Origin of the sequence: Paenibacillus polysaccharolyticus, from assembly GCF_900102085.1 — a bacterium.
Lineage (GTDB): Bacteria > Bacillota > Bacilli > Paenibacillales > Paenibacillaceae > Paenibacillus > Paenibacillus polysaccharolyticus.
The window spans coordinates 32,480-50,884 of sequence record NZ_FMVM01000014.1 but is presented as its reverse complement, the minus strand read 5'-3'; the positions used below and the strand labels follow the sequence as shown (position 1 = coordinate 50,884).

The following is an 18,405-nucleotide window of genomic DNA, read 5'->3' as shown; positions in this document are numbered from 1 at the left end:
TCTGTCATCGGAGTGTCCGTGTAAACTTAATCCTTCCAAAGGAGCTGCTCACATGAATGTAAACGAGGTTATGCAAGAGCTTGAGGCTCTGGGCAAAGAACGTACAAAAAAGATCTATATATCCAACGGTGCGCATGAACCCTTGTTTGGAGTTGCGACAGGGGCGATGAAACCGATGGCGAAGCAGATCAAGAAAAATCAGCCGCTTGCTGAGCAATTGTATGCAACAGGCAACTATGATGCCATGTACTTTGCAGGTGTGATTGCTGACCCGAAAGTGATGACCCACGCCGATTTTGATCGCTGGATGGATGCGGCGTATTTCTATATGGTGTCCGATTATATCGTTGCTGTAACTTTAGCGGAGACGGATATTGCCCAGGAGGTTGCAGACACCTGGATTGCGAGCAGAGAAGAGTTGCGAATGTCCGGCGGATGGAGTTGTTACTGCTGGCTTTTGGGCAGCCGCAAGGATACCGAGTTTGAGGAAAGTAAACTTAGACAGATGCTTGAGCAGGTAGAACAAACGATTCACAGCGCGCCTGAACGGGCCAAAATAGCCATGAATCTATTTATCTATACGGTCGCCATGTCTTACGTTCCGTTGCATGAGCTAGCGGTGGAAACGGCCAAAAGGGTTGGCCCACTTGAAGTGGGTCTGGACAAGCCGAAAAGCAAGCAGATCAGTGCTTCCGACAATATTCAAAAGGCACTGGACCGCAATCAGCTTGGTTTTAAACGCAAATATGTAAGATGTTAGTCCGAAACGTGTATTCCATTATCACCATGGCTCGTTATAATGGTGGTAATGGATGACACGGGTGGGGGAGACAACAACGACATGAAACGCAAGTTAAAGTGTAAGCGTATTCAGTTACTGGATGATTGGAGTCTTAGAACGAAGTTATACATAATGTTTATTTTTTGTGTGCTGGTTCCTGTGGTGGCAACTAATGCCGTGTTTTATCAAAGCATCAAAGGACAGATTGAAGCCAAAGAACAGAGCCGGATCAACGAAATGCAGCAACGGATTCGCTTTAATCTTCGGAACAGCTTGGATAACAGCCTGTACGTATCCAATTTTTTATATACGGATGCTACGCTGAATCGGTTTATGGAGTCCAAATACAACAATCAGGAAGACTATTATTTTGCATATTATGATATGCTGAGCGGCAACAATCTGGTTCGGTATTATTACAGTTATCAGCAAGTGAATCAGGTGACGTTTTATGTAGATAACGATACGTTTGTAAATGGCGGTAACTTTATCAAGCTGAATGATGAGATTCGAAAAAGTGAATGGTATCAGGCGCTCATGAACACAGATGATCAGATGATGATTTATTCCTATTTTGACAAGCAGCAAGCAGAGATGTCGCAAACTCAAGGTGGCCGTAAGGTTAGTCTGATACGCAAACTCAATTATTTCGGGAAACAACAGGTGGAAAAAGTATTGAAGGTAGATCTCGACTACGCCTTCATTAACAAATCGTTCAAAAATGAGGGAGCGGGCGGCAAAATCTATATCGTTTCGAATGACCGGATTATTTTCTCCAATGATGCCCAGATGAATCAGGCAAGGAAGCCGTTCCATCTCATGTCCGCCATGGGGAAGGATGAAGGGCAATCCACAGAATTGATTCCTGTCGTATCGGAAAATTGGCAGATTATTGTGCGTGGAGAGAAGCTGGATTTTCTGACGGAGATCGTGGATTCCAGATTCAATCTGCTTCTGCTGATTATTGTTAATCTGCTGGTACCAACACTACTTATCTGGCTTATTTCCAGATCCCTTGTTCACAGGGTAGGCCGAATTGCAACGCATTTGGATCAAGTTAAACAGGAAAAATTTGAAGTGATTGTAGAACCTGCGGGCAAGGATGAGATCGGTAGCTTAACCCATAGTTACAATACGATGGTCATCAAAATCAGGAATCTGATCGAGATCGTATTTAAAGGGCAGGTCGAACGGCAGGCGCTTGAACTTTCCAAGAAACAGGCTGAATTAAAGGCGCTACAGAGTCAGGTCAATCCACACTTTATGTTTAATACACTAGAAACCATTCGCATGCGGAGTCTGATCAAGGATGAACATGAGACCTCTGATATCATTCAGAAGCTGGCGTTGCTGCTCAGGCAAACGATTAATTGGGGCAATGATCTCGTAAGCATTCAAGATGAGATTCGTTTTGTCGAAAGTTATCTGGTGATCCAGCAATATCGGTTTGGCGAGAAGTTACAGTTCGTTATTGACGTTACCGATGCTGAGATATTGGAGATGAAGATTCCGAAGCTGACCGTGTTAACGTTTGTCGAAAACGCTTGTATCCATGGTATTGAAGGTGGCTTGAATGATGGAGTCGTGGAAGTCAGATTCCAGAAGTATAACGAGCAACTACATATTGTGATCCAAGATACTGGAGTTGGCATGGAGAAGGACAAACTGGAACTCATTCGAACGATGTTGCTTGATCCGAGTCTGGAACGGCTTAGCGAACTGAGCAGCATTGGAGTGATGAATGCATATATTCGGCTTCGAATGTATTTCGATGAACGTGTGCAAGTAAGCATTGACAGTGAAAGGTACAAGGGGACTACGATTCGCATACAAATTCCGCTTGTACAAGCATCTCAGGGATAAGGAGCGAGAATATGATCAACGTGCTGATTGTGGACGATGAGCCATTTATTCGCCAAGGACTGATTTTGCTGATCGATTGGAATTCACTTGGGTTTCAAGTTTGTGGTCAGGCCTCTAATGGGGTACAGGCACTCGAATGTATCCGAACAATGCGGCCCGACCTCGTCATATCCGACATTAAAATGCCGGAAATGGATGGCATGCAACTCGCGAAAATCATCTACGAACAATACGGCGGCGAGATGAAGATGGTGTTACTTAGCGGTTTCTATGAGTTTGAGTACGCCAAACAAGCGATCAAATATCAGGTGAACGATTATATACTTAAACCGATTGTGAAGGAGGAGTTGTTGCAAGTGCTGGAGGCCTTCCGCAAGGCTTTCATGGAAAGAACGGAAGAAAAGCGGCATCAGGAAAAACAGGAACATATCGTTATGACTCAACAGGTGCAATCGATTTTGCTTGGAACGGCAGATGAAGATACACTCGCCAGTATCCAGGTCTCATATGGGGATGTAATGACGAAGTTGCGATGCTTGATGATTGAAACGGAATCGGAGCGAGAACAACAGCAGAACGATGGGAGTCTGCTCGTGGAAGCCCATATCAATCAGAATCATGCAGGCTATGTCCTGAAATCTTTTACAGGTGAGAAAAACCGAGTGCTGCATATTGTGACCGACCTGTTGCTGAAGCGTGAGGCATTATCACTGGAACAATACGTCACAAGGCTGTATACAGAGCTAAGTCAGATACAGGGTGCATCCATAGCCATCTATGTCGGCAAGGAAGTGCACAGGCTGGAGGAACTGCACGAGTCCTATTATTCTTGCGGTAAGATTAAAAGTTTACGTTTCTTTAGTGCGTACGGGCCGATTTATTATTTTGAACATATGGACACAAGTGTATTCACCAATCAACCAGCCGGACGGGAGAAACAGCTCTTTGACGGACTGATTCAAGCGATCGAGGAGCAACAGACTGAAGATATACGCGGTCATGCGCAGGCCATTTTTCAATTTTTTCTGGAGCAGCGCATTGAGCCGGGCATCGTGGGCATTCATCTTCATTATTTGGCGTACACGTTGCTTGGATTGGTGAACAGGGACGATACGGATCTGAATTCAGATGAGGAATGGATGCAGTCCACATTTCTGCAGACGAACTATGCCATGCTGTCCATGGAAGAGAATATCGAGAATCTCTGCGACTTTTCATACACATGTGCGGAGAAGCTGAAAGAGCGTCAGAAGTGGAATGCAATGGGTGTACTGGCGCGAGTCGAGGCTTACATTCATGAGCACTATATGGAAAATGTCAGCTTGAAGCTGCTTGGAGAGCATTTTTTCATGAATAGCGCCTATCTGGGCCAGATTTTCAAAAAGCATTATGGCGTGAGTTTCAGTGATTACCTGAATCAGATTCGTATTGACGAGGCCATTCGATTGTTACGCAGAACGGATTATAGAGTCTATGAGATTGCAACGAAGGTCGGGTATCGGGACTCCGATTATTTCATTAACCGGTTTGAGAAAATCAGGGGAGAGACGCCTGCCCAGTATCGAAAAAGGGCACAAACGATGCATAACTCGGATTCATCATCCTGCGCGCCTTGAGGGGGAGTAGGATTTTTTGTATATCTGGAATTATTGGGATGAGGTCTATAATTTGTCCCGTTGAGGAGTGCAAGTAACAATGATAATTTTAAATCAACCTTTGGAAAGCGCTTTCTAAAGAGTGTCTCTCAACATACTTCGCTGGAGGGGTCATGATGAAAAAGGATGTCAGAAAAAGATTAAGGCAACTCGTTCTACTCACGTTGATGTTTACGGTTGTGCTCGCCGGTTGTACGCCGGGGTCATCCAAAACGGAAGAGAAGACGGCAGACGGCAAAGAACTGAAGCAGTTTTCCGCATTTTTTGCTGTACCAGGCAAGCTCGCACCTGATGATAACCGCGTAATGAAGGCTATTGAGGAAAAGACAGGCGTGCGTGTCACGATGGATTGGCTCACAGGTCAGACCGCCAAAGAACGAATTGGAGTAATGATTGCAGGCGGAGAGTATCCGGATTTTATTGATGGCAGTGATGGTACACAGCAATTAGTATCTGCCGGTGCGCTTGTGCCACTCGAAGACTACATCGACAAATATCCGAATATCAAAAACTATCTCGGTGACAATTGGAAGAAAATGAAGAATTCAACGGATGGTCATATCTACTTCATTCCGCAATTCGGAAATTTACAGGGTGAGTCCATGAAAGTATCCCATGATGGTGAAGCGTTCTGGATTCAAAAAGCGGTGCTGGAGTGGGCGAACTATCCAACAATCAAAACGCTGGATCAATATTTCGATTTGATTGAAAAGTACAAAGCAGCAAATCCAACGATTAATGGTCAGCCAACGATTGGTTTTGAGATCATCTCTTACGACTGGCGTTACTTCGCACTGGAGAACCCGCCGTTGTTCCTGGCAGGCTACCCGAACGAAGGTGCCGCTATTATCGACAAGGCTACGTTAACAGCGAAAAACTACAATACGATTCCGGAAGCCAAGGCTTATTTTAAAAAGATCAATGAGGTCTACAACAAAGGGCTCGTCGACAATGAAACGTTCACAGCCAACTACGATCAGTACATTTCCAAAATTTCAACGGGACGCGTACTGGGAATGGTCGACCAGGGATGGCAGTTCCTCGACGCAGAGGCTTCTCTGGTCAAACAAAAGCTGTATGAAAGAACGTATGTACCACTGTCCATTACGTTGTCCGAAGATGTAAAAGGACGTTATCAGCATAAGCCGATTCTGAACGTCAACGGCGGACTAGCGATCACGAAGAGCTGTAAAGATGTTGAAGGAGCGCTTCAATACATTAATGATCTGCTTGATCCGGAGACGGAAGTTCTGAGAACGTGGGGACAGAAAGATGTAGATTATCAGGTGGATGACAAAGGCGTATTCTCCCGTAACGAGGAGCAACGTGCCAATTTGAAAGATCCGGACTGGGTACTCGCCAACACTGGAAGCCCGCTGGTATATTTCCCTCACCATGAAGGCATGACAGCAGACGGTAAAAACGCGATGGACCCGAAAGAACAGCCTGAAGAATACCTTGCTACATTGAATGACATTGATAAAAAAGTGCTCAAGGCTTACGGATACACTAAATTCACGGATTTTCTGGAACCAGCAGAAGAGAATGAACCATGGTTCCCGATCTACACGTTCAATTTTGAACCGAATAAACCAGAAACGATTGCCAGACAGAAGATGGACGATGTGAAACGCAAATGGTTGCCTAAAGTGATCATGACCTCACCAGCAGAGTTCGATCAGGCGTGGGAAGAATATCAATCCACACTGAAAGAAAGTGCAGATATCAAAGCCTATGAGGATGCACTGACCGAAGAGGTGCGCAGACGTGTAGAGCTGTGGGGTTAAACAGGTGAAACAGATGCAAGTAGTAAGACAGATTATACGATAAGAAGCAAGATAAGCAATACGATAAGCCTTACGAAAAGTACTGCGGTAAGAGAAATATGACAAATAGCATGATAAGTGGTGTGAAGAGTAATACGACTAGTAAGAAATCAATATCAGTAATCAATAGCTAGGTTTAAGGCAGAGAGGCTATGGGATATCCTGTAGCCTTTCTTAATCCACACATAAACGTGTAACCATTGGACAGGAATGGATTCGAAATCATCCGAATCCCGGTTCGGATGATATAGATAAAACTCGTAATCAAGGAGAGAGAAAAGCATGGCTAAAAAGGAGCTACAGTCCTCGGTCAACACCAGTCATATCCCTTCGGGAAAGAGCTGGATCGGGTATAACTTGTCCAGAATGAAAAGTCAGCGCCAATTGATGTGGATGTCATTCCCCTTCATTGCGTTTATTGCTATTTTTGCGTATGGGCCTTTATGGGGCTGGCTCATGGCTTTTCAAAACTATAGACCAGGCCTTGGTTTTATGGAGCAGGATTGGGCAGGACTGGATCATTTCCGAACGTTATTTACAGACCCGACTTTCTTGCGTGTCATTCGCAATACACTGGCGATGAGTCTGATCAGTCTGTTTCTTGGATTTGTCGGTTCAATTGGTCTGGCACTCTTGCTTAACGAACTACGGCTGGTTTTATTTAAACGTGTCGTGCAGACCGTTTCTTATCTTCCGCACTTTCTATCGTGGATCATCGTGACAGGCATTGTTGCGAATGTATTGTCGACGGAAAACGGGATTGTGAATGTGCTGATGACCAAGCTGGGGCTGATTGATGCGCCGATTAATTTCTTTGCCGAACCCAAATACTTCTGGGGCATCGTTGGTCTGTCGAGCATGTGGAAAGAGATTGGATGGGGCACGATTATCTATCTCGCATCCATGGCTTCCATTAATCCAAGTCTGTATGAGGCAGCATCCATTGATGGAGCCGGTCGTTTCCGTAAAATGTGGAATGTCACACTTCCGAGTATCAAACCAACCATCATTATCCTGCTGATTATCAACGTCGGTAACGTACTGAATGCAGGCTTTGAGATTCAATATTTGCTGGGGAACGGACTGGTGCAGGATGTATCCGAGACGATTGATATCTTTGTTCTAAAATACGGGATTAATCTTGGAAACTACTCACTTGCCACCGCGGCAGGAATCTTCAAAAGTGTGGTCAGTCTAGTGCTCATCTTTATCGCCAACGGGATTGCCAAATCTCTTGGTGAAGAGCGGTTGATATGATAAGGGGGCAGCGCTGTGAATCGAATTAGCGGAAAACGAAGCCTGGGTGACTCAATTTTCTCTATCACCAATGGCATATTTATGTTGCTTGTTATGGTTGTTACGTTATATCCTTTTTTAAACACCATTGCCGTATCTTTCAATAACGGTCTGGATACGATTCGCGGGGGAATCTATCTCTGGCCGAGAGAGTGGACGCTGCAAAACTATGTTTCTGTGTTCCAAAATCCACATCTGACCCAAGCGGCATTTATTTCAGTTGCCAGAACGGTCATTGGAACCGTGGTACAGCTCTTCTGTACAGCCATGCTGGCTTATGTACTGAGCCGTAAGGAATACATGTTCAACAAGTTTGTAACGACACTCTTTGTGATTACGATGTATTTCAGCGGCGGCTTGATTCCTGGATACATGCTGATCAAACAAGTGGGGCTACTGAACAGCTTCTGGGTTTACATTATTCCCGGACTCATCGGGGTATTCAACATGATTGTCATCCGTACCTATATTCAGGGGTTATCCGAAGGGCTGATTGAATCGGCGAAAATGGATGGTGCAGGAGATTTCCGCATCTTTATGCGCATTGTGCTTCCGCTCTCTAAGCCGGTGCTGGCTACGGTGGCTCTCTTTATTGCTGTAGGTCAGTGGAACTCCTGGTTTGACTCCATGCTCTATACGGCAGGTAACCGCAATTTGACCACCTTGCAATATGAACTGATGAAGCTGTTATCTTCGGCAACGTCACAAGGGGGAACGGTCAATGTGGATCAATACAAAAATGTGACGAATATGGTCACCCCCGTATCCATTCGGGCAGCCATCACCATTGTGACAGCCATGCCTATTGTCGTGCTTTATCCATTCTTGCAAAAATATTTTGTCACTGGACTCACCATTGGAGGGGTAAAAGAATGAACAATGTTAATCAAGGCGAGCAATGCACGTTTAACAATCCGATCATGCCAGGATTTTATCCAGATCCGTCTGTCTGCCGGGTAGGGGAAGATTTTTATCTGGTCACATCCACGTTTGCCTATTTTCCTGGCGTTCCGATCTTTCACAGCCGTGATCTGGTTCATTGGAAACAGATCGGCAATGTGCTGGATCGTGAGTCTCAGCTTAATCTGGAGGGCGCAGGGCATTCGCAGGGGATCTTTGCACCGACGCTTCGGCATCATGATGGACTCTTTTATATGATCACAACGAATGTATCTCATGGTGGGAACTTTGTTGTAACCGCTACCGATCCAGCTGGGCCATGGTCTGATCCTTATTTTATTGAAGGTGCGGAAGGTATCGATCCAACCATATTCTTCGATGAAGACGGCAAAGCATACTATTTAGGTACACGGCCTTGCTCGGAAGGCGTCCGTTACAACGGAAACTGGGAAGTATGGCTTCGTGAACTGGATTTGGGTAGCATGAAGCTGGTCGGAGACAGCTATGTTCTGTGGCGTGGGGCGATGGTAGATGTGATTTGGCCGGAAGGACCGCATCTGTACAAAATGGGTGAGTATTATTACCTGATGATTGCCGAAGGTGGCACAGGTCTGAACCATGCGGTTACGATTGCACGTAGCAACAGTCTGACCGAAGGTTACGTCGGCAATCCGAATAATCCGATTATTACGCATCGTCATATGGGCAAGCATTATCCGGTTATTAATGTTGGACATGCTGACCTGGTACAGGCACCTAACGGTCAATGGTTCATGGTGATGCTGGCTTCCAGACCATATGGTGGGGCTTTCAGTAATCTTGGTCGTGAGACATTCATTGCTTCAGTGGAATGGGAAGATGGCTGGCCTGTCGTCAAACAAGGGCTGGGCAAACTGGAGGAGCAGGGGGTATTGAATCTGCCAGCAGTACCTGTGGAACCAGATCTGCGCTGTGAAAATTTTGACAATGATGAATTGGGCCTGCAGTGGATGTTCCTGCGTAATCCTCAGGAGAACCTGTACTCGTTGACTGAACGCAAAGGTTACCTGCGCTTGAAGCTGAAACCGCAAACATTGAAGGAACTTGAGAATTCCAGCTTTGTCTGTGTACGGCAGCGGCATATGGATTATGTTGCAGCGACTGCGATGGAATTTGTGCCGCAACATGAATATGAGACGGCGGGTCTGGTGGTTATCCAGAATGACCAGTATCACGTGCGAATCGAACGTGCATGTGAAGGTGAGCAGCAGGTGCTGCGGGTAATGACGTGGCTTGGTGGTGAGGAATCACAGGTTGGCCAAGTTGTGCTGGATGGAGAAACTCCGCGTGTTTACATTAAAATGGTGGCGCTAGGACAACAACTCAGCTTCTACTACAGTACAGATGGAAGTAAGTATCATCTGGTTGCAGGACAAGTGAATACGACCAGCTTAAGCACGGAAGTGGCTGGTGGTTTTGTTGGGTGCTGTATCGGCATGTTTAGTAGCAGTAATGGTAAGTCTTCTGATCAGGTTGCCGACTTTGACTGGTTCGAATACGGTTCGTACAATTAAACTCTCATTGAAGGAGAGATTGTATAATGAAAGCTGCAAAAACCATCCTGTCGAGTATATTAGCGATAGGAGTCATGACAACTTTGTCTGGGGTCTCTCAAGTATCAGCTGATCAGGGTAGTAAGATGACATCATTAACTTCTGTAAAATCTGCATCGGTAGAACCCGATTTGTATCAAGAAGTTCCCAAATTCCAAAAAACGTTAAGTAAGAACAAAGTGATCTGGAATGGGAAAAATATTGAATTAATCGCAAACATCGTAGCGGAAGAAAACGTCCCTGCATCAGAATCCAAAGTAATTCGTTCTATTGTCATTTCTAAAGGAAAGATGAAACAGACAATAAAAGCCGATGATTTGGGAGAAAAATGGCATGAAATAATACGTATTGTTGATTCAAATTCAGGTAATTGGGTGGCTGTGCAGGCAGCAAAAAGTGCCGGTAATGCTGTCATTCTTGTGAACCTGAAGACAGGTGAATCCACGAATTTACATGATCGCCTTGCAGAGGAAGGTAAGAAAGGCGTAGAGAGTATCCCTTCACTTAACTGGTCACCTGTGGAGGATAAGCTCGCGATTTCATACGGGAATACAGAGAAGAGTTCACTAGCCATATACGATGCGAAGAAAGGTACTTTTGAGTATATACCGCGTACAACAAACTATATCAGTACAGGGGTTATCCTTTGGCACAAAAACGGGAAATCGTTTGATTACATTAGTGAGTACCCTTCCGATCAAATGAGTCTTTTTAGATATAATACAGCAGCCAAAAAGGTTAAACCGATCAAAAAAATGACTCGAAAAGAATTTCAACAGTTTATGAAGCTGGACCAACAGGTCCAGGATTAATTAAGAAAATAAAATGGTTTAGGCGGCCTTAATCCTTTAATGAATGGGGAGTAAGGCCGTTTAATGCTTTCTGTAAGCGTTCGTAACTGCATAAACCATGCATTCCTTCATGTCTTCTGAAGCCTTTTCATGAATTTGTATTCAAGTCGTGCTCAGTAGGGATTGCAGAGGACTGTCCAATGATTAATGCTACGCATTCCCGCAGGTATTGACCCGGTTTACATCCAAAATTTCGTTCACATCATGTGCTTCAAATTGATCAAGCAGAGCGTCCAAGCCATACTCCAGCTTGTGTTCAAGCTCCTCCAGATAAATGGGAAGGATCGCATAGAAGTGCACAGTTTGCCCACCCCCCATGTCCAGTGTGAGGAAATCCTCTTCAACCTCAAGTGGAGGCAACACGATTAAGGCGCACATATCTGTATTGTTGGAAAATGGCGTTGCCGGGTCGCCATTGGGTACTGTATGACCCCAACTCAGCCAGGTATCATAGTCATGTGGCAGTCGAGCCATCGTTTTCAACCATCGGATCGGCCAGTAATTATCGGATTCTTCTAATAGAGGCCAATCCGGAGGTAAACATATCATCAGTTCTGCATACTCATAGTCCTCTGCATCTTCAGGCGTATTCATTGGCAAGGCACTCATACCTGTGGTATACAACGTATAATAATTACGTTCAGGTGTTGGACGAATGATATGGACATCGATATGAACTCTATCGGACACCAGCTCATGGAACACAGAGTCGGCTTCACCAAGATATGTATCCGCGTGTTTCTCAATCCGCTGCAGCCATTCGGTTGTTGCATAAGAAGTAGATTGCCACTCGCGATCCAAATCTTTATGACGAATAATAGGAACGCCAGAAGGCGAATATTCAGATGAATTAGACATGTTTACTGCTCCTTTGCACCAAATAATGTATTCGCTTTTTCATCATATCATATCGTGTGAATGGAAGCCCTCACTTCGTTCTATGGTATGATAGGGTCAGGTTGATGAGTTCGATTGAAGGAGCAAAAGGGTATGAATCAGAACGTACAACAGTTCAAAGCCGATTTCTTCAAAGCACTGGCACATCCGTTGCGAATTCGCATTCTGGAACTGCTGAGTGAAGGAGATAAAAGCGTCAATGAACTGCAAAGCATTCTTGGAACGGAAGGATCTGCGGTATCCCAGCAACTGGCTGTGTTGCGTAGCAAAAATGTAGTACAGGGCATGAAAGAAGGTACTACAGTCACCTACTCCCTTCGTGATCCGCTGATTAAGGAACTGCTTGCCGTTGCCAAGCAGATTTTTGATAACCATCTAGTCGATGCGATTTCAATGCTTGAGGATATGCGTAAAGACAGCTGACACAGGAAACAAGAGCAACCGGAAGTTTGAACGGGAGCTCTTGTTTTGATGTTTGCAAGATCAGGTAGCGGAAGCACGAATTTTATAGGACTGTGATATTTGCGATTGACAGAGCATATATCAAGGAGTAGTGTTCACTTTATATTCAAATATTCAAATATATGAAGAAAAGAAGGTCATGGAGCATGAGAGGCATCGGGAGATATGCGGGGTATCGAATAGCTGATTTTCGCAAGGATCTGATATCGGGGCTGATTGTAGGTATTATTGCGATTCCTCTGGGTATGGCTTTTGCCATCGCCTCTGGAGTCAAGCCGGAATATGGATTGTATACCACCATTATTGCAGGTATTTTGATTTCACTGCTGGGCGGTTCCAAATTTCAGATCGGTGGGCCGACAGGGGCATTTATTCCAATTCTTTTTGCTATAGTCATGCAGTATGGTTATGAAAATTTGCTTATTGCTGGCATGATGGCTGGACTGATGCTCATTGTTATGGGGATATTCAAACTCGGAGCATTAATTAAATTCATTCCAAGACCCGTGACGATTGGCTTTACAGCAGGCATCGCTGTTTTGATTTTTAGTGGACAGATCGTTAATGTGCTGGGACTTACGGGTGTCACGAAACATGAGGATTTCTACTCCAATATGAAAGAGATCGGGATGCACATCGGGACGATTAATATATACAGTTTGCTGACAGCGGGGGTGTGCCTGGCTGTTCTTCTGCTTGTGCCGAAGTTTGCACCCAAAGTGCCTGCTTCCCTGCTGGGTCTGATATGCTCGACCGTTGTTGCAGCCGTCTTCTTCAAAGATCAGGTGGCTACGATTGGCTCATCTTTCGGTACTATTCCTGGAACCTTACCTGGATTCCACTTGCCGGAGATCACATGGGAGCGTATCGTGAATCTGCTGCAACCTGCTTTTGTCATTGCTATGCTCGGTGGTATTGAATCGCTGTTGTCCGCCGTTGTCGCTGATGGTATGACGGGCAGCCGCCATAACAGCAACCGGGAACTGATCGGGCAGGGAGTTGCCAACCTTGTCACACCATTGTTCGGTGGAATCCCGGCGACAGGAGCCATTGCTCGTACAGCAACAAATATTAAATCGGGTGCAGTGTCTCCATTGTCAGGTGTCATTCATGGTGTTGTGGTTCTGCTTGTTTTGGTTCTGTTTGCACCGTATGCATCCCATATTCCGCTTGCCAGCATGGCGCCGGTTCTGATGTTGGTAGCCTGGAATATGAGTGAACGAAAATCCTTTGCTTATGTACTGCGAACCAGAACGGGGGATTCGCTTGTACTGCTTTTGACCTTTCTTCTTACTGTATTCACGAGCCTTACGACTGCGGTGGAGGTGGGGTTGATTCTGGCAGTCATTCTATTTGTGAAACGAATGAGCGAGATGCTGAAAGTGGCCAAGGTACTGCCTGATCCGGATCATAAACATGAGAAGGTCATGGCTCACATGGTACGGGAGGGACATGATTGTCCACAGATCAGCCTGTACACGATCGAAGGGCCATTATTTTTTGGTGCAGCGGATATGTTTGAAAAATCGGTTATGGATTCACTTCCGGAGCGTCCAGGTATGCTCTTATTGCGCATGGGGAAAGTTCCATTTATAGATACAACAGGAGAGGCTAACCTGGCTAGTTTAATCAAGCATTTTGAACGTTCTGGTGGGATCGTACTGGTGTCGGGACTTCAGGAGCAACCGCTGGAAATGCTGAAACGAACAGGTTTGTTGGAACGGTTAGATTCGGCACATCGGTTTGAACATACGGGAGAAGCTATAACCTATGCATTAAGGCATCTGAACCAAGAGAAGTGTAAGGGATGCAAACATTTGGCGTTTCGTGAGTGTGCGGCTTTGTCTGGTTGTGGGTTGGAGTCTAGGCCTGAGCAGCAGCAAAAGTGGAAAGTTGTGACCGCTAAAGCCGCTCCTTAATAAATGTTCCAATAAATACCTTTATGATATATATTAAGTATATTAATGATATATCAGACAGGAAGGAACTTGACTATGTTTAATCATGCAACGGCTTTACGTTCGGTGCTCAGTCCGGCATATCTGGAGTGGGCATTACAAGCACATTATGATATCGGAACGTGGCAGGAATGCAGGTTTTGGCTGCGAGGTTTGAATGATACTTACCGCTTATGCACAAGCACAGGAACTTATATATTGCGTATATATCGTACCGAGGTGGCGGAAGCAGATGTTCGTTATGAACTGAGTGTTCTGACTGCACTAAAAGAAGGTCTCAGTTCAAGTGCGCATACAGAGGTGGGAGACTTTATCCCAACGAAAGATCAGACCGGGTATACAATGCTTGATGCGGCTGAAGGAAAGCGGGCAGCTGTGATCTTTCACTATATTGAAGGGACAGAAAATAATCTGGAAGATGAGGGTTCCTGCTACGCTTTTGGCCGGTCTGCTGCTGAACTGCACCAAGCTATGGATGGGATTAAGTTGGAACAGGAGCGAGAACTTGCTTCAGCATCAGTAACGGAGTTGGAGTCAGTACATGCAAGGTTTAAGCTGGATACGAAATTTCTCATCGATGAGCCACTGGAGCGAATCATTCGTTACATTGGAGAAAGTCATAAGGAAACAGCATTTTTGCAAACGTTTACCACCGTGTTAAAAGAAAAGATTTCTACCATCTCCAGTTCAGGTCTGGACTACGGCTTATGTCATGGAGATATGCATGGAAACAACAATGTGTTTGAGCAGCAAGAACACTTCATCCATTATGATTTCGAATGGGCTGCTATGGGATGGCGTGCGTATGATCTGGCTCAAGTGAAAATTCGGAAACGGCAGTCGGGTGATGCGGAGAAGAAGCAGCAGTTATGGGATGCGTTGATGAAAGGATATCGATCCGTTCGGAGCTTTACAGATGCAGATGAACAGGCGGTCGACTTGTTAATTATCGCTCGCAGGTTCTGGGTGATGGGTCTGGATGTGGCCTTTATTGATAGTGATATGGGCGCGCTGGATTATGGCGAAGATTGGTTGAATGACTTTATTGAGGAGTTTCGTGATACAGGTATTGTATAGGGGACTAATTCATATGAAATAAAAAGTAACTGTTCTTAAAAAACGATTATGCAGGTTTACTCGCATAATCGTTTTTTATTTACTTGTTGGTGCTTAATATGATCAATTAATATAGCAATATTCAATTTTGCGCTACCGATATCAACTATGATTGCGTGGAAGAGGCAGCAGTCGTGGCTGCAGCAGCGGCTGCTGCCGACATGGCGGCTTGCTGAGCGACGATAATGTTGGTAATCGTTGTAGACATGGAAGATGTAAGGATCTCATTCTGTAAACTCTCCACATGTTGAAGTGCAGTCAATGCAGATGAGAACAGCAGCAACTCCTGTTTGTTTATAGACCACGCCCCAAAACCATTTTGAGTTCTTAACCAATCATATGTCTCAATAACCTGATCTACCAGCAAGTCGATCTCTGCTGGCAATAGCGCAAAGAGTGCGAGTGAAGGCAGTGTGTACGTTTTATCCATGCGAAGATTCCTTGAACGGAAAGCCTCGCTTAAAGCCAGCAAACGTTCACTGACCTGAGATCCGCCATCCCCGATAACGAGAATTTGTGTTAAGGTCTGCACGCTGTTTTTCGCGGAAAAATGAGGTTTTAACTCCCGATAGAGCTGCTCCATATGCGCGACAGCAGTGTCCACATCCAGATTCGACAGGGCTAACATCGCTGTGAAAATATAGTCATCATGTCCTGTGAGGAAGGGATGCTCTTTTTTCATACGGTCATAGAATGCTTTGGCACGTTCCACGGTATGCTGATATTGATCAGGCGGCACTTGAGCAGCGATCTGATAGGCAGCCATCACCAGGTAATCGGAGTTGCGGAACTTGATTTGTTTCATCAAGTCATGGACTTGAATCGTATGTTGCAGTCTAGTAAGTTGATCCGTTGTCAGAGAAAGCATAGCTGCAAAATGAAAGGAAGAAGGGCCCCTAAATGCAGAGAAACGTTTGGTGTGCTGCTTCATCAAGTCGTTGCTTTGTTGAATGGCTTCTGGATCTATACTTGTATTCTCCACTACATATAGCAACGCCGCCAAACGGCGCATGATGGGGTTCTGCCATTTGAATGGTTTCTTGAGCATCAGGGTGTTAGAAACGAATAATTCGGCTTTTTCCAGCAGTTTTGGTTGCATGTGCAACCCTCCTAATAATTAGTAATGTTTATTTCAACATAAGGAATAATAAATGAATCAGTGCAATGCATCCCATTGGATAGATCAACGTTCTGGAGAACCTATTTTTAAATTCGTTCTGAGGATGCTTTTCGAAAAAGAAGTGTAACACGGTATGTATGATAAAAAAAACATCTAGTACCCAGAATGTTATGGTCTGATAGGAGCTGAAAAGAAGTGAGAAGATGATCGTATACAGTGGAAGATGAATCCATGTGAAATATGTATATGCTTTTTCTGCTTCCATATCTTTGAATACGATAAACAATTTCCATTCGGATCGTCGGATCGCATCCATTTCATGCAGTAGAAACAGGGAAAGGTTAAACAGAAATAAGATCAATAACAAGCTTGGCATCATTATCCTCCTCATTTAATTTTCATGGATCGGTTGGGAAAGTCATTAAAAATCATACGTGATTCACACTGGAAAAGTTCCGGTAACATGTACATAGGCGCTACTCATATCACAAAGAAATAATTGAAGATTTGAGCAATTTTTGACATATGTACCTGTAGGTGCTTACTTCCTCATAATCCATATTGTATTTCTGCTTCACATCTCGTACAATTTGATGAAGTAATTCTGCATTGCGTTAATGTGAGCGGATTGAAATGGAATGATAATTGGAAGCTGTTTATGAGAAAAGGGGAGAATCACTTGGAATCAAAGGAACTATCGAGAGGGCTGAAACCCCGCCATGTTGAGCTGATTGCGCTGGGCGGTACGATTGGTGTGGGGTTGTTCATGGGATCGGCAAGCACGATCAAATGGGCAGGTCCGTCCGTATTACTGGCCTATTTACTGGCCGGGATTATTATCTTTTTTGTTATGCGTATTATGGGTGAGATGTTGATTCAGGAGCCGGTGACCGGTTCGTTTGCAACATTTGCTCACAAATATATTGGTCCGCTTGCCGGGTTCCTCACAGCCTGGAGCTATTGGTTCCTATGGGTTACGGTGGGCATGGCGGAAGTTACGGCAATCGGGATTTATGTGGGGTACTGGTTCCCGGATATTCCACAATGGATTCCTGCGCTCATCGGGGTATTCATTATTGCGGCTGCCAATCTGGCAGCAGTTAAGTTCTATGGCGAATTCGAGTTCTGGTTTGCGATGATCAAGGTAACCGCAATTGTGGCTATGATTGTTATCGGAACAGGTCTTATTTTCTTCGGATGGGGTAATGGAGGACAACCGATCGGTTTGTCTAATCTGATTAGTCATGGAGGCTTCTTCCCGGGAGGCATCAAAGGATTCCTGTTTGCACTATGTATCGTAACAGCTGCTTATCAGGGCGTTGAAATGGTCGGAATTACGGCCGGAGAAGCAGAAAATCCGAAACATACACTTCGCAAAGCGATCAAAAATATTGTGTGGCGTATTCTCATTTTCTACGTAGGTGCGATATTTGTGATCGTTACGTTGTATCCGTGGAACGAGGTAGGAGAGACCGGAAGTCCATTCGTGCTCACCTTTGCCAAAGTCGGCATTGTTGCAGCGGCAGGAATTATTAACTTCGTGGTGCTGACAGCAGCGATGTCGGGATGTAACAGCGGGATCTACAGCGCAGGACGGATGTTATACACACTGGCAGAGAACGGACAAGCACCGGCTTTTTTCAAAAAGCTGTCCAAAGGCGGGGTTCCCCGCAACAGTATCGTAGTGACCATCTCTCTTCTTCTGATCGGGGTTGTACTTAACTATCTGATGCCGGATTCGAAGCTGTTCCTGTACATTTACAGCGCAAGCGTATTGCCAGGAATGGTGCCTTGGTTTGCACTGGCGTTCAGTCAGTTCAGATTCAGAAAGCGTTGGGGGCAGGACCTTGCCGAGCATAACTTCAAGTCGAAATGGTTCCCCATCAGCAATTACATTATTATTGTGTATCTTATTCTGGTCATTATCGGTATGGCCTTTAACCCGGATACACGTCTGCCGCTGATTGTGGGTGCAACGTTTATGGCGATTGTAGTGGTTGGTTATTACGTATTTGGCATCGGCGGGCGTCAGTCCAAAGCTAACGATTCCAAATAAAAGGCAACAATGATGACGCACTTCTTGAACAT

The 18,405-nt window shown here is 45.0% G+C and carries 15 protein-coding genes; 12 read left to right on the top strand and 3 right to left on the bottom strand.

Annotated features, from left to right (window positions below; genetic code table 11):
- Positions 1 to 52 precede the first annotated feature (52 nt).
- The 8 genes from BLQ13_RS19400 (at position 53) to BLQ13_RS19365 (ending at position 10,725) form a co-directional block, all read left to right on the top strand.
- Complete coding sequence (locus BLQ13_RS19400; RefSeq protein WP_090923164.1) at positions 53 to 760, top strand: DNA alkylation repair protein; 708 nt, start codon at positions 53 to 55, stop codon at positions 758 to 760.
- Between the two features lie 81 nt (positions 761 to 841).
- Positions 842 to 2,644: a sensor histidine kinase gene (locus tag BLQ13_RS19395; protein WP_167375786.1), complete on the top strand. Its 1,803-nt coding sequence runs from the start codon at positions 842 to 844 to the stop codon at positions 2,642 to 2,644.
- An 11-nt stretch (positions 2,645 to 2,655) separates the two neighbouring features.
- Entirely contained in the window at positions 2,656 to 4,260 is a 1,605-nt protein-coding gene (locus tag BLQ13_RS19390; RefSeq protein ID WP_090923160.1) for a response regulator transcription factor, read from the top strand.
- A 152-nt stretch (positions 4,261 to 4,412) separates the two neighbouring features.
- Positions 4,413 to 6,086 carry an extracellular solute-binding protein gene (locus BLQ13_RS19385; RefSeq protein WP_244159385.1) on the top strand — a complete coding sequence of 558 codons (1,674 nt, stop codon included), beginning with the start codon at positions 4,413 to 4,415 and terminating at the stop codon, positions 6,084 to 6,086.
- A gap of 321 nt (positions 6,087 to 6,407) precedes the next feature.
- Positions 6,408 to 7,382 (top strand): ABC transporter permease, encoded by a 975-nt coding sequence (locus BLQ13_RS19380; RefSeq protein ID WP_186811797.1) that lies wholly within the window; start codon positions 6,408 to 6,410, stop codon positions 7,380 to 7,382.
- A 15-nt stretch (positions 7,383 to 7,397) separates the two neighbouring features.
- On the top strand, positions 7,398 to 8,297 hold the full coding sequence (locus BLQ13_RS19375; protein ID WP_186375587.1) for a carbohydrate ABC transporter permease: 900 nt from the start codon (positions 7,398 to 7,400) through the stop codon (positions 8,295 to 8,297).
- The gene (locus BLQ13_RS19370) at positions 8,294 to 9,874 is read left to right on the top strand and encodes a glycoside hydrolase family 43 protein (RefSeq protein WP_090923157.1); all 1,581 of its coding nucleotides are present in this window, start codon (positions 8,294 to 8,296) and stop codon (positions 9,872 to 9,874) included. Before BLQ13_RS19375 ends, BLQ13_RS19370 begins: the two co-directional genes overlap by 4 nt.
- A 26-nt stretch (positions 9,875 to 9,900) precedes the next feature.
- Positions 9,901 to 10,725: a hypothetical protein gene (locus tag BLQ13_RS19365; protein WP_090923155.1), complete on the top strand. Its 825-nt coding sequence runs from the start codon at positions 9,901 to 9,903 to the stop codon at positions 10,723 to 10,725.
- Between the two features lie 189 nt (positions 10,726 to 10,914).
- On the opposite strand, the gene BLQ13_RS19360 is transcribed toward BLQ13_RS19365, so the two are convergent.
- Positions 10,915 to 11,622 (bottom strand): suppressor of fused domain protein, encoded by a 708-nt coding sequence (locus BLQ13_RS19360; RefSeq protein ID WP_090923153.1) that lies wholly within the window; start codon positions 11,620 to 11,622, stop codon positions 10,915 to 10,917.
- 132 nt (positions 11,623 to 11,754) lie between these two features.
- Here BLQ13_RS19360 and BLQ13_RS19355 point away from each other — a divergent pair, with 132 nt between their 5' ends.
- From BLQ13_RS19355 to BLQ13_RS19345, 3 genes are all read left to right on the top strand, one after another.
- Positions 11,755 to 12,084, top strand: coding sequence for an ArsR/SmtB family transcription factor (locus tag BLQ13_RS19355; RefSeq protein WP_090923150.1), 330 nt, complete (start codon positions 11,755 to 11,757; stop codon positions 12,082 to 12,084).
- Positions 12,085 to 12,269: 185 nt separating this feature from the next.
- Positions 12,270 to 14,042, top strand: coding sequence for a SulP family inorganic anion transporter (locus BLQ13_RS19350; protein WP_090923148.1), 1,773 nt, complete (start codon positions 12,270 to 12,272; stop codon positions 14,040 to 14,042).
- 75 nt (positions 14,043 to 14,117) lie between these two features.
- A complete protein-coding gene (locus BLQ13_RS19345) occupies positions 14,118 to 15,158 on the top strand; it encodes a phosphotransferase (RefSeq protein WP_090923146.1) in 1,041 nt (346 codons plus the stop codon).
- A 145-nt stretch (positions 15,159 to 15,303) separates the two neighbouring features.
- Here BLQ13_RS19345 and BLQ13_RS19340 read toward each other — a convergent pair whose 3' ends face one another.
- Together BLQ13_RS19340 and BLQ13_RS29110 are read right to left on the bottom strand one after the other, a co-directional pair.
- The gene (locus tag BLQ13_RS19340) at positions 15,304 to 16,296 is read right to left on the bottom strand and encodes a DUF4003 family protein (protein ID WP_090923144.1); all 993 of its coding nucleotides are present in this window, start codon (positions 16,294 to 16,296) and stop codon (positions 15,304 to 15,306) included.
- Positions 16,297 to 16,324: 28 nt separating this feature from the next.
- Complete coding sequence (locus BLQ13_RS29110) at positions 16,325 to 16,693, bottom strand: DUF6713 family protein (protein WP_090923142.1); 369 nt, start codon at positions 16,691 to 16,693, stop codon at positions 16,325 to 16,327.
- Between the two features lie 303 nt (positions 16,694 to 16,996).
- On the opposite strand from BLQ13_RS29110, the gene BLQ13_RS19330 reads away from it, so the two are divergent.
- Complete coding sequence (locus tag BLQ13_RS19330; protein ID WP_090923391.1) at positions 16,997 to 18,373, top strand: amino acid permease; 1,377 nt, start codon at positions 16,997 to 16,999, stop codon at positions 18,371 to 18,373.
- Positions 18,374 to 18,405 lie beyond the last annotated feature (32 nt).

What these genes read in the sequence shown, in the direction of transcription:
- BLQ13_RS19400 (WP_090923164.1), top strand. Translation starts at nt 53, where the DNA reads ATGAATGTAAACGAGGTTATGCAAGAGCTTGAGGCTCTGGGCAAAGAA.
- BLQ13_RS19395 (WP_167375786.1), top strand. Translation starts at nt 842, where the DNA reads ATGAAACGCAAGTTAAAGTGTAAGCGTATTCAGTTACTGGATGATTGG.
- BLQ13_RS19390 (WP_090923160.1), top strand. Translation starts at nt 2,656, where the DNA reads ATGATCAACGTGCTGATTGTGGACGATGAGCCATTTATTCGCCAAGGA.
- BLQ13_RS19385 (WP_244159385.1), top strand. Translation starts at nt 4,413, where the DNA reads ATGATGAAAAAGGATGTCAGAAAAAGATTAAGGCAACTCGTTCTACTC.
- BLQ13_RS19380 (WP_186811797.1), top strand. Translation starts at nt 6,408, where the DNA reads ATGGCTAAAAAGGAGCTACAGTCCTCGGTCAACACCAGTCATATCCCT.
- BLQ13_RS19370 (WP_090923157.1), top strand. Translation starts at nt 8,294, where the DNA reads ATGAACAATGTTAATCAAGGCGAGCAATGCACGTTTAACAATCCGATC.
- BLQ13_RS19365 (WP_090923155.1), top strand. Translation starts at nt 9,901, where the DNA reads ATGAAAGCTGCAAAAACCATCCTGTCGAGTATATTAGCGATAGGAGTC.
- BLQ13_RS19360 (WP_090923153.1), bottom strand. Translation starts at nt 11,622, where the DNA reads ATGTCTAATTCATCTGAATATTCGCCTTCTGGCGTTCCTATTATTCGT.
- BLQ13_RS19355 (WP_090923150.1), top strand. Translation starts at nt 11,755, where the DNA reads ATGAATCAGAACGTACAACAGTTCAAAGCCGATTTCTTCAAAGCACTG.
- BLQ13_RS19350 (WP_090923148.1), top strand. Translation starts at nt 12,270, where the DNA reads ATGAGAGGCATCGGGAGATATGCGGGGTATCGAATAGCTGATTTTCGC.
- BLQ13_RS19345 (WP_090923146.1), top strand. Translation starts at nt 14,118, where the DNA reads ATGTTTAATCATGCAACGGCTTTACGTTCGGTGCTCAGTCCGGCATAT.
- BLQ13_RS19340 (WP_090923144.1), bottom strand. Translation starts at nt 16,296, where the DNA reads ATGCAACCAAAACTGCTGGAAAAAGCCGAATTATTCGTTTCTAACACC.
- BLQ13_RS29110 (WP_090923142.1), bottom strand. Translation starts at nt 16,693, where the DNA reads ATGCCAAGCTTGTTATTGATCTTATTTCTGTTTAACCTTTCCCTGTTT.